The sequence below is a fragment of the Xanthomonas euvesicatoria pv. euvesicatoria genome (assembly GCF_020880415.1).
Classification (GTDB): Bacteria; Pseudomonadota; Gammaproteobacteria; order Xanthomonadales; family Xanthomonadaceae; genus Xanthomonas; species Xanthomonas euvesicatoria.
In genome coordinates, this window is the sequence record NZ_JAJIUJ010000026.1 from 44,186 (window position 1) to 51,757 (window position 7,572).

Below are 7,572 nucleotides of genomic sequence, written 5' to 3' on the forward strand. Positions count from 1 at the left end.
ACGCCGCTCCGGATCAGCGCGCGTCGCGGTCGCGTTCGGCCTGCGCCTCACGCGCCTGCTCGGCAGTGCGGGAGTCGTCGCCGAGCTTGCCGGCCGGCTTGTCGTCGTCGTGCATGCCTTTCTTGAATTCCTTGACCGCGCTGCCGAGATCCTTGGCACCGCTGGTGAGCCGCTTGGTACCGAACACCAGCAACACGATCACCAGCACGATCAGCCAGTGCCAAATGCTGAAACCGCCCATGATCTGCTCGCTTGCTTGAAAGATGGAACGCGCAGGATACCCCAGCGCACCGCGCAGGGGGATGACAGTGCGTTAGCGGTTGCCGTCCAGTGATTCGGTGCGGATTTCGCCCTCCGATACCGGCTGAAAACCCTGCTGGGCGGGCGGCGTGGTGCTGGGCTGCATCGGCACGGTACTGGCTTCGCTGCCCGGCGGCGGCACATTGGCCGGTTGCTGTGCCTGCACCGGCGGCGGGGTCTGCGGACGCGGTGCCGGCGGCGCGCCATCGGCGGCGGCATCGGTGCTGCGATTGGCGCGCGCGGTGTAGGTCGCCTCTTCCAGCCGGTCGCGGAAAGCGATCACATCGGTGGATGGGCGTTCGTTGGTGCGGCCTTCGAAAATCATGCGCGGAGTCGCGCCGCTGCCGTAGGCATTGAGGTCGGCGGCATCGTCGATCTGCAGCACCGCACCGTCCAGCGCCACGCCGGCGAACAGGCCGCGGGCACGCGACCACGACCAGATTTCGGCCTTGAGCTGGCCGTCGGTCGCCGCGGCGGCGTTGCGCCCGACCGGACCTGCGGCCACGCCGGCGTCGGCGCCAAGGGTGAACTTGCCGTTGACGATGTTGTCCAGGCTGCGGTCGTTGCGGAACACCAGCACCACGTCGGAGGACTGCACGCCGGCCTGGAAGCCGATGCTGCCGCCGGTGAGCTTGACGAACACCGGTTGCGACCAGCTGCCGTCGGGATTCTTCATCGACATCAGGCCGTGGCCGCGGCGGCCGCCGATCACCAGACCGGCCTTGAGCGTGTCGGGAATGACCACGATGGCGCGCGCCTCGTCGAGCAGTTTGTCCGGAATGGCCTGCTCGGGGATCTTCATGATCTCGGTGAGCACCCGCACCGCATTGCGTGCGCGCTGGTCTTCTTCCGGGCCGGCGACGGCATGGCCGGCGACCAACGTCAGCGACAACAACAGGGCCAGGCGCGACAAACGAGGCATGACAAGCTCCAAGGAAGAATCCGTCAAAGATAGCAATGCCGCGACGTTAGTACCGGCGCAATGAATCGGTGGTGAGCGCAACCGGCGCGGAAGAGACGGCCGATCGCAGCGATCGTTGCGCTGCTGTCGGCAGCGGTGCCCGGCTCTGCCAGAATGGTGCGCATGAACACGACACCCGATACCGCCCTGCTGGTCGTCAACCTGGGCACTCCCGAATCGCCGACCGCCCCGGCCGTGCGCCGCTACCTGGCCGAGTTCCTCAGCGACCGCCGCGTGGTCGCGATTCCGCCACTGTTCTGGAAGCCGCTGCTGTACGGGGTGATCCTGCCGATCCGCGGGCCGAAATCGGCCGAAAAATACGCCAAGGTGTGGTTGCCGGAGGGCTCGCCGCTGGCGGTCTACACGCGCCGCCTGGCCGACGGCCTGCAAGCGGTGATGCCCGACTGGCATGTGGAATGGGCCATGCGCTACGGCGAGCCGGCCTTGCGCAAGACGCTGGACGGGCTGCGCGCGCGCGGCATCAGGCGCATCGTGGTGCTGCCGCTGTATCCGCAGTATTCCACCACCACCACCGCCTCGATCCAGGATGTGGTGGAGGCATGGCGCACCAGCGCGCCGGAGATCGCGGTGGAGGTGATCCAGGACTACTGCGAGGACGCCGGCTGGGTGGCCGCGATCGCCGAGTCGATTCGCGCGCACTGGCAGGTGCATGGGCGCAGCGAAAAATTGATGTTTTCCTTCCACGGCCTGCCGCAGCGCGTGGCCAATGCCGGCGACCCGTATCCGCAGCAGTGCGAACGCAGCGCGCAGGCCATTGTGGCAGCGCTGGGGCTGGGCGCGGACGAGTGGCAGATGGGCTACCAGTCGCGCTTCGGCGCCGAACGCTGGCTGCAGCCGTACGCCGAACCCACGCTGTGGGCATTGGCCGAAGGCGGCGTGCGCAGCTTCGACTTGGTCTGTCCGGGCTTTGCCACCGATTGCCTGGAAACGCTGGAAGAAGTGGCGCTGGGTTTTGCCGAAACGCTGGCCGAGCGTGGTGCCACGCTCAGCTACATCCCCTGCCTCAACGCCAGCGATGCGCATGCGCAGGCGCTGGCCGCCGTGGCGCGCCGGGCGTGAAGTTGGAGCCGTTTGCGTGCGACCTGGCCATCGGCCGGATCACCGGACTGCGCAACCAAGATCGCGGCCCGCGCCGGGTGCTGGCCTTGCATGGCTGGCTGGACAACGCGGCCAGCTTCGTGCCGCTGAGCGCGCATCTGCGCGCGCAGGAGCTGGATCTGGTGCTGCTGGATCTGCCCGGCCATGGCCACAGCGCTTGGCTGCCGACAGGCGCCGAATACACGCTCAGCAGCGCGATCGCCATGTTGTTGCAGGTCGCCGATGCCCTGGGCTGGGAGCGCTTCACCGTGCTCGGCCACTCGATGGGCGGCGGCATTGCCAGCCTGCTGGCCGCCGCTGCGGCCGAACGCGTGGAGGCCTTGATCGCCATCGAGGCGCTGGGCGCCCTGGCCGAGCCCGTGGAAAGCACTGCCACACGCCTGCGCGATGCCGTTGCGTCGGCACGCACGCTGGCAGAGCGGCCGCTGCGGGTATTTCCGTCGATGGAAATGCCGGTACGCGCGCGCATGATGGCCAACCAACTCACCGAACCGGCTGCACGGCTGCTGGTCGAACGCGGCGTACGCGTGGTGGAAGGTGGCTACAGCTGGTGCAGCGATCCGCGCCTGACCCTGCCCACCGCCATCCGCATGACCGAAGCGCAGATCGACGTGCTGCTGGCCTCCATCGCCTGCCCCGCCCAGGCGATCTTCGCCACGCCCGCCCAGGCGTATTTCCCGGAAGCATTGCGCGACCACCGCGTGGCGATGATGCGCGACGCACGCCTGCAGCTGCTGCCCGGCACGCACCACGTGCATATGGAAGCGCCGGAAGCAGTCGCGGCGGTGATCAACGGCTTCTTGGATGGTTTGCGTCACGCGTGATACGCAGATGCCAATCGCGCAGGTGAACGTGGCAGATGCCGCCCGTGTCGTGGGCGCACTCGAATCCTTCGATCGGTGGCATGCGCCGTGGACCTTCATCCAGGCGGTGCGCGCCGCTGCCCACCTGGATGCAGGCGATCGCGTCCTGTTGGAGCAGGCATGGGCAGCGGCGTGTCACGCCGACCACTGGATGTCGGCGCGCACCCTGGACGCAGGCGCTGCGGCTGCAGAACACGCCCTGTCAAAACGCTTTGCCTGGCTGTCGCCGCTGGCCTGCCGGCAACTTGCCCGGGCTGCCTCCTACGCGTGGCGCTAGCGGCATCTTCGCTGCAGCGTTGACCACTCGCCGGTGCCGGCCGCACCAATCGCCTATTGCTGTTGCTGTTGCCGCACCCGTAGCTGCACCACTGTCGCGAAAGGCACATCATCGCAGCCGCGCGCTACGCCTGCATCACTGCACGTGCAGCAACCGGCGCAGTTGCGCCTTGAGCTGGCGGCCGTGTTCGTGGAAGTAACTGCGTTCCTCGCGCCAAGTGGGAAAACGTTGCTCCACTTCGGCCCAGAACGCAGGCGAGTGGTTGGCCTGCACCAGGTGGCAGAGCTCGTGCACCAGCACGTATTCGAACGCGGAAGGGCGACCCAGCACCAGCGCCAGGTCCAACGCCATCGAGCCATCCGGTGCGAGCGAGCCCCACTGCGAGGACATCACCTTCAGCCGCAGCCGTGCCGGTGCGCGCGGCAGGCCGGGCAGATAACCCGGCAACCAGCGGCCGACGTCGGCGCGTGCCTGCGCTTCGTAGAATTCCTTCAAGGTGCGGCGCAGGCCGGCATCGCCCAGGCGGATGGGCACATGGAACTGCGCCCCGTCGTCGGTGATATCGATGCGTGCATAGCGCCCTTCGTGCCAGCTCAACGGCAGCAACGCACCGCGCAACGGCAGTTGCCCGGGCACGCCACGCTCAAGCGCAGGAAACGCATCGACCTGCTGATACCGCGACAGCTGCGTGGTCAGCCAGTCCAGATGCGCATGCAGAAACCGTTCGCCGGACATCAGGCTTGCGCGCAGCGGCAAGGTCAGCCGTGCGCCGCGCTCGTCGACGCTGAGTTTGATGCGTCGCGCACGCGGATCGCGCACGCGCAGCACTGCGATGTCGCGGCCGTCCAGCTGCACGTGCACGCAGTCGCGTTCGACAACCTGCGAGGGCGGAACAATCAGGCGGCGGACGGGCTTGAACATGCGCACAGGATACCGCCGCGATGTGTCAGGCGGTGAGACGCATCGATTGCCGCACTCGGTGACTGCCAGACCGTGATCGGCGTCGTCCCTGGAAGCGATTGGCCAACCGATGGATCAGTGGTGGGGCAGCTGTTCTGCAACGTTGCTGCCGGGCCCTTGTCCGCCACCGCGCAGGACACATCGCACGTATGTCCTTCACGAGAGCAGCGGAAGAACGCTTTGGTGCGGTGTTCTCAACGCCTGCGGGACTTTTGGCGGCATGGATGCCGCCATCGAATCCCCAGCGACGGGTTCACGGCGTGTCCCGCGACGGCGGGCAGGCAAGGACTCGTCGAGTTGGCCGGTGTGCAGGGCCTTCACTAAAACGATCCGCACCTTGTCTGGTGCGGTGTCCTTGCCGCTTGCGGGACCGTGTGGCGACATGGATGTCGCCGCCGAGCCTCCACGGATGGATTCACGGCGTGTCCCGCGTGTGGCGAGGGCACCGCGCCCTCGACGCACCGAAAGCGTTTGATTCGCGCCACGCATCGCGCCTCAACGCCGCCACCGTCCGACGTTCCGGTTACTCGGCCTTGCTCAACTTCAACGCGGTTTCTAGCAACAGGAACAGCCGGCGGATTTCCGCGCTCATCAACGCAAAGCGTGCGTCGAGTTCGGCACGTGCGCCATCGTCTTCGCTGTGTTCGAGCTGATCCAGGGCGCCGTCGAGGAACTTGAGCTTGCGGATCACCAGATCGTCGCCGAGCACGAACGACAGATTGTCGTCCAGCACCAGCGCCAGCTTGGTGACCTGCTTGCCGGCTTCCAGGTGTTTGTCGATCTCGTCGCCGCGCAGTTCCTGGTGCTGGCACTTGACCACCGCGCCGCCTTCGATGGGGTCCTTCATCTCGCACTCTTCGCCCAGGCTCAGGCCTTCGGGCAAGGGTTCGCCGGCGATCCAGCCGGTGAGGATGGCGCGCGGGGCCACTTCGGCATTGAGCGGCAGCGCCGGGAAGCTGCCGAGCGCGCCACGGATCTCGCTCATCACGTTCTCGCCGCTCTTGCGGCTGGAGCTGTTGACCGCGATGTAGCCGTGCTGCAGGTCCAGGATGGCGTCGGTGCGCGAGCTCTTGACGAAGGCGCGCGGCAGCAACTCATGGATCAAATCGTCCTTGAGGCGCTTGCGTGCCTTGCCACCGGGGCGGCGGCCTTCCTTTTCCTCGATCTCGGCCACCTTGCGCTCGAGCAGGTCGTTGACCACCGCGCCGGGCAGGATCTTGTCCTCGCCACCGACGGTGAGCCACAGAAAATCTTCCAGACGGTGCGAGAGCACTTCCTGCTCGTCGCGGCCGAACGGGGAAATGAAACCGCGCGAGCTCATTTCCAGCGGGCCGACCGGCTTGAGCTGCACCGGCGGCAGCAAGGTGTCGATCTCGGAGAAATCCAGGGTGGTGGGAAAGCGGAACAGGGTGAGGTTGCGAAAGAACATGCGTTGGACCGAATGAAGAAAAACGTGGAGGGTGGAAGACTGCCGGCAGCCGGAGCGGCGGCGTCAGTCGCTGTCGTGGGGGGCGTGGCTGGCGGACAGCCACGCGCTGGGATCGGGATCAACATCGCTCGGCGCATCGCCGCTGCGGCCCAGCGCCAGGAAATCGAACAACGTGCGATCGGCCAATTGCTCGGGGCGGACATCGCCCAAGGCGCGGGCGATCTGCTCCACGCGGCCGGGGAACTCGCGGTCCCATTGCTGCAACAGCTTGCCGACCTGCTGGCGCTGCAGGTTTTCCTGGCTGCCGCACAGGTTGCACGGAATGATCGGGAACTGCCGCGCCTGCGCGTACGCCGCGATGTCGGCTTCGCGCACATAGGCCAGCGGGCGGATCACCACATGCGCGCCGTCGTCGCTGCGTAGCTTGGGCGCCATCGCCGCCAGCCGCGCGTGGTGAAACAGGTTCATGAAGAAGGTGGCCACGATGTCGTCGCGGTGATGGCCGAGCGCGATCTTGGTCACGCCATGCGTCTGCGCGTAGGCATACAGCGCGCCGCGCCGCAGCCGCGAGCACAGCGAACACATCGTCTTGCCGGCTGGAATCACCCGGCTGACCACCGAATAGGTGTCCTGCTCGACGATATCGAACGGCACCCCCAGCCCGCGCAGGTAGGCCGGCAGCACATGGGCGGGAAAGTCGGGCTGTTTCTGGTCCAGGTTAACCGCCACCAGGCTGAACGGCACCGGCGCCTTGCGCTGCAACTGCAGCAGCATGTCCAACAAGGTGTAGCTGTCCTTGCCGCCCGACAGACAGACCATGACCTTGTCGCCGGGTGCGATCATGCCGAAATCGGCAATCGCCTGGCCGACCTGGCGCTGCAGGCGTTTGCCCAGGCGCAGCTGTTCGCGCTGCAACCGCTGGCGCGGGTCGCGCGGTGCGGGGTCGGCCAGGGGTTGCGGCAGCGGCAGGACAGCGGTCATAAGCCGGCCATTGTAGCTGCCGGGGGCTGGCAGGCGACGGGGTTGGCTGCGCGCGGGGGTGGCACGCCGACACGCAGCCCTTGTGACGCATTGGACGTTGACGCGGCAGCGGCACGGACGGCTGCAATGGCGCCGGTCGATGCAGACCTGTTGCCTGGACATGGTGTCCTGCGGCCGTTGCCAGGTAACCACTTGCCGGCAGTCCGGCTTTTTGTCCGCAGATGCATGCAGTCGTCAGCGTGCAATGCGCACGGTAGCTGCGCGCATTGTTACTTGCGGGCCGCCTCCATTGACCCGCGTTGCCTGGTGCGGTGCCACAGCACAGCTCGTATCTCGCAGCGCAGCAAGCCTTTCTGCGGCAGGCTCGGTACAGTCGGCAGGTCGCTTGACCCGGGACCGGCATGGCATCTTCAGCTTCGCTACAACGCGCGGCTTTTTTCAGTCGCAGTTGTGGTAGCGCTAACATTTTCTGGCTGGATGCCGATGGCAGTCGCGCGGACGCATCGGTTGCCGGTGCCATGCGCGCTGCGCAACGCGTACGTGGCCATGGCCTGTGCGCTGATGCCGATGTCCCGGTGTAACGCTTTCCCTCTCTTCCCTCCCCTGCTGCAGGAGTTCACCCCATGAGCAACACCGTGTACATCGGCGCGAAAGAATATTTCCCCGGCATCGGCAAGATCGG

The 7,572-nt window shown here is 66.7% G+C and carries 8 protein-coding genes and 1 pseudogene; 3 read left to right on the forward strand and 6 right to left on the reverse strand.

The features are described from left to right. Positions 1-13: 13 nt before the first annotated feature. The gene (gene tatA, locus LN450_RS04300; RefSeq protein ID WP_003484969.1) at positions 14-241 is read right to left on the reverse strand and encodes a Sec-independent protein translocase subunit TatA; all 228 of its coding nucleotides are present in this window, start codon (positions 239-241) and stop codon (positions 14-16) included. Positions 242-313: 72 nt separating this feature from the next. After that, a complete protein-coding gene (locus LN450_RS04305) occupies positions 314-1,222 on the reverse strand; it encodes a lipid-binding SYLF domain-containing protein (protein ID WP_011349078.1) in 909 nt (302 codons plus the stop codon). Between the two features lie 153 nt (positions 1,223-1,375). Here LN450_RS04305 and hemH point away from each other — a divergent pair, with 153 nt between their 5' ends. Genes hemH through LN450_RS04320 form a run of 3 tightly spaced genes read left to right on the forward strand, consistent with a single transcriptional unit; the run spans position 1,376 to position 3,520 of the window. Further along, positions 1,376-2,341: a ferrochelatase gene (hemH, locus tag LN450_RS04310; protein WP_011349079.1), complete on the forward strand. Its 966-nt coding sequence runs from the start codon at positions 1,376-1,378 to the stop codon at positions 2,339-2,341. Positions 2,342-2,343: 2 nt separating this feature from the next. Continuing rightward, complete coding sequence (locus tag LN450_RS04315; protein WP_039419263.1) at positions 2,344-3,204, forward strand: alpha/beta fold hydrolase; 861 nt, start codon at positions 2,344-2,346, stop codon at positions 3,202-3,204. Between the two features lie 7 nt (positions 3,205-3,211). Beyond that, complete coding sequence (locus tag LN450_RS04320; RefSeq protein ID WP_046934857.1) at positions 3,212-3,520, forward strand: hypothetical protein; 309 nt, start codon at positions 3,212-3,214, stop codon at positions 3,518-3,520. A 135-nt stretch (positions 3,521-3,655) separates the two neighbouring features. Here the strand turns inward: LN450_RS04320 and LN450_RS04325 are convergent, their stop codons facing one another. The 4 genes and pseudogenes from LN450_RS04325 to LN450_RS04340 all read right to left on the reverse strand — a co-directional run. Beyond that, positions 3,656-4,441: a YgjP family zinc-dependent metalloprotease gene (locus LN450_RS04325; RefSeq protein ID WP_011349082.1), complete on the reverse strand. Its 786-nt coding sequence runs from the start codon at positions 4,439-4,441 to the stop codon at positions 3,656-3,658. A gap of 562 nt (positions 4,442-5,003) precedes the next feature. Beyond that, positions 5,004-5,909, reverse strand: coding sequence for a recombination-associated protein RdgC (locus LN450_RS04330; RefSeq protein WP_008577753.1), 906 nt, complete (start codon positions 5,907-5,909; stop codon positions 5,004-5,006). 63 nt (positions 5,910-5,972) lie between these two features. After that, on the reverse strand, positions 5,973-6,890 hold the full coding sequence (ttcA, locus tag LN450_RS04335; protein ID WP_014091470.1) for a tRNA 2-thiocytidine(32) synthetase TtcA: 918 nt from the start codon (positions 6,888-6,890) through the stop codon (positions 5,973-5,975). A 419-nt stretch (positions 6,891-7,309) separates the two neighbouring features. Further along, a pseudogene (locus tag LN450_RS04340) lies at positions 7,310-7,572 on the reverse strand (hypothetical protein); the annotation flags it as partial.